This is a genomic window from Mesorhizobium sp. M7A.F.Ca.CA.004.12.1.1 (genome assembly GCF_003997835.1).
Taxonomy (GTDB): domain Bacteria; phylum Pseudomonadota; class Alphaproteobacteria; order Rhizobiales; family Rhizobiaceae; genus Mesorhizobium.
In genome coordinates this window covers 1-2,651 of sequence record NZ_RZRK01000804.1, presented here as the reverse complement: position 1 = coordinate 2,651, position 2,651 = coordinate 1, and the positions used below count along the sequence as shown (strand labels likewise).

The following is a 2,651-nucleotide window of genomic DNA, read 5'->3' as shown; positions in this document are numbered from 1 at the left end:
ATGCCTTGGTCGCTTCGTTCACTCAGTAGACCGGAGATACAGCCATGCCGATCCCCCGGTACAAAGCGCCATCGCGCAACGCCTACGACATCGTCATCGTCGGCGGAGCGGTTGTCGGCTCGTCCACGGCCTACTGGCTGAGCCAGGCGCTGGGCAGCGGTGCCTCGATCCTCGTGGTCGAGCGCGATAGCAGTTACGAGTTTTCATCGACGGCGCTGTCCACCAGCGCGATCCGGCAGCAATATTCCAATCCGATCAATGTGAAGATCAGCCAGTTCGGCATCGAGATCATCCGCACCTTCCAGGAGCGTATGGCACCTTTCTACAAGGACGAACCGGCGCCCGACCTCGGCTTCAAGGAGCATGGATATCTTTACTGCTGTTCACCCGACGGCGTCGAAGCGGCCCGCGAGCGCGTCGATCTGCAGCGCAGTTTTGGGGCCCACACAGTGTTCCTCGAGCCGGGCCCGCTGAAGGATCGCTTCCCCTGGCTCAATGTGGAGGATCTCGGTGGCGGTTCCTGGGGGGCTAGGGAAGAGGGCTGGTTCGACTCCGTGGGGCTGATGAACGGTTTCCGCCGCGCCGCCCGCGCCAGCGGCGTCGAGTATATCGACAATGCAGCGACAGGGCTGGATATTGCCGATGGACGGGTCATCTCGGTGCGCCTCGCGACCGGCCAGACGGTTCGTTGCGGAACATTGGTCAACGCCGCGGGTCCGCGCGCGCAGCAGGTCGCAGCCATGGCCGGCCTGTCGATCCCGGTCGCGCCCTACAAGCGCTACAGCTTCGTCTTTGCCAGCGCCAACCCGATCCCCGGCCGGATGCCCAACGTCATCGACCTTTCCGGTACATTCGTGCGCCCGGAAGGCGAACTTTTTCTCACCGGCAACACGCCGCAGGGCGACGGACCGGCCGGCTACGACGACTTTGAAATGCACCATGAAGAGTTCGACGACTACATCTGGCCGGCACTCTGGCACCGCATTCCGTCTTTCGACGCACTCAAGGTCCAGACCAGTTGGACCGGCCACTACGAGTACAACATGCTCGACCACAACGGCATCGTCGGCTTCCACCCGCAGGTGACCAATTTCATGTTTGCCAACGGCTTCTCGGGGCACGGGCTGCAACAGTCGCCAGCCGTGGGCCGGGGAGTTTCAGAACTTATCGTTCACGGGGCTTTCCAGACGCTCGATCTGTCGCCATTCTGTTACGAGCGCATAGAGCGCAACGAGCCGTTCCTCGAGGAAGCGGTGATCTAGGGCGAGACGATCGACCACCCCGTTTTGATTTGGCGAAGCAATTCATCACGGGACGTCGGTCGTGTTCGAGATTGCACCAAGCACAAGCGCCCCGGTTGTCCTCCTGGCCTCGAGATCGCGATGAGCGTCGGCAGCCTGCGCCAGATCATATTGCCTGGGGCGCGCCGATCTTGATCACACCTAGGTGCAAGCTGGCGGAGAGAGCGGGATTCGAACCCGCGTTACGGTCTCCCGTAAACACACTTTCCAGGCGTGCGCCTTCAACCACTCGGCCACCTCTCCGTCCATGCATGTCGCGTCGGCCGGTTTTGCCGCGCGGGTTGGGGAGATGCACCTCCCTTGGGGCAAGGCGGAACTTCCGCCATCGGCGCCGCCAACCAGCGAACGCCCTTCCCCGCACCTGAGCCGTCGAAGCAACAGGCGCGGGGCTCATCTAGTCGATCCGGCGCCGAATGCCAAGCCATATCAGCAGTCTATTCGCTTTGCCGGCCATACAGTGTTTCGCAAGGCCGCCGGCATGCCCGTTTTTACGGGCGCCGCCGCTGCAATGGTGTGCACAGGCACGACCGCCGGGCCGGCCGCCCTTGACTTCCCCCGGAGTTGCCTGTCGGGTGCCGAGGCTTTGCGGGGGCATTGTGCGGACATGACATCGAGCAATGGACAGACGCCAGTCAGGCGGCCGGACAGCGGGCTTTCCTTCGTGCCGGTGGGCTGGCTCGTCTTCGTCATGGCGTGGTCGGTCTACGGCCTGATCTCCGTCTGGCCCGCGGTCGGCGCCACCGGCCTGCCAGACAGCGTGTTTTACCTTGTCTATGGCGGGCTCGCCGTCGACATCATCACCATCCTGTGGGGGCTTTACCTGCTCGGCCTCGCCTTCGGCCGCTCGGCCCGTTTCCCGCGCCAGTTCACCATCTGGCAGGTCGCCACAATCATCTGGCTGGTGGCCTGGCAGGCCTGTGCACTGACGATTTCGGATTTCGTCTTTTCGGGCCAGGCGCTTGCCATCACCGCTGCTCAACTCGCCATCGGGGTCCTCTGCATCTATCTGCTGCGCCGTGGATCCGAAGCCGATGCCGTTTATGTCAATCCGGAAACCGAAAGCCCGCCTGTCTTCGTCTCGGTCGTCGCCGCGCTGCTCGGCATCGTCCTGGGCGCGGTCATCGGCGCCGTGGGCGGATTCGCCATCGGCTCGGTGATCGCTGATGCCACCGAGATGAGCTGTTTCGAGGGCGCCTGCGGCTATTTCGCCGTGTTCACCGGCCTGGCCGGCCTGGTGATCGGCGCCATTGGCGGCGGCGTTTTTGCCGTCTGGCGTGTCCATCGGCGCAAAAGGAAGCCGGCCGCATAATTCGCGCAGGGCAACGAATCCGGGTTCACCCGGTCTTTGAA

General features: G+C 63.4%; 2 protein-coding genes and 1 tRNA gene. 2 read left to right on the top strand and 1 reads right to left on the bottom strand.

Features of this window, described 5'->3' with window-relative positions:
* The first annotated feature begins 44 nt into the window (after window positions 1–44).
* The gene (locus EN984_RS29890) at window positions 45–1,262 is read left to right on the top strand and encodes an FAD-dependent oxidoreductase (RefSeq protein ID WP_127384167.1); all 1,218 of its coding nucleotides are present in this window, start codon (window positions 45–47) and stop codon (window positions 1,260–1,262) included.
* 192 nt (window positions 1,263–1,454) lie between these two features.
* Here EN984_RS29890 and EN984_RS29885 read toward each other — a convergent pair.
* Window positions 1,455–1,544: transfer RNA gene (locus EN984_RS29885), tRNA-Ser, on the bottom strand.
* A gap of 361 nt (window positions 1,545–1,905) precedes the next feature.
* Here EN984_RS29885 and EN984_RS29880 point away from each other — a divergent pair.
* Entirely contained in the window at window positions 1,906–2,610 is a 705-nt protein-coding gene (locus EN984_RS29880) for a hypothetical protein (protein WP_236383026.1), read from the top strand.
* Window positions 2,611–2,651: the final 41 nt, after the last annotated feature.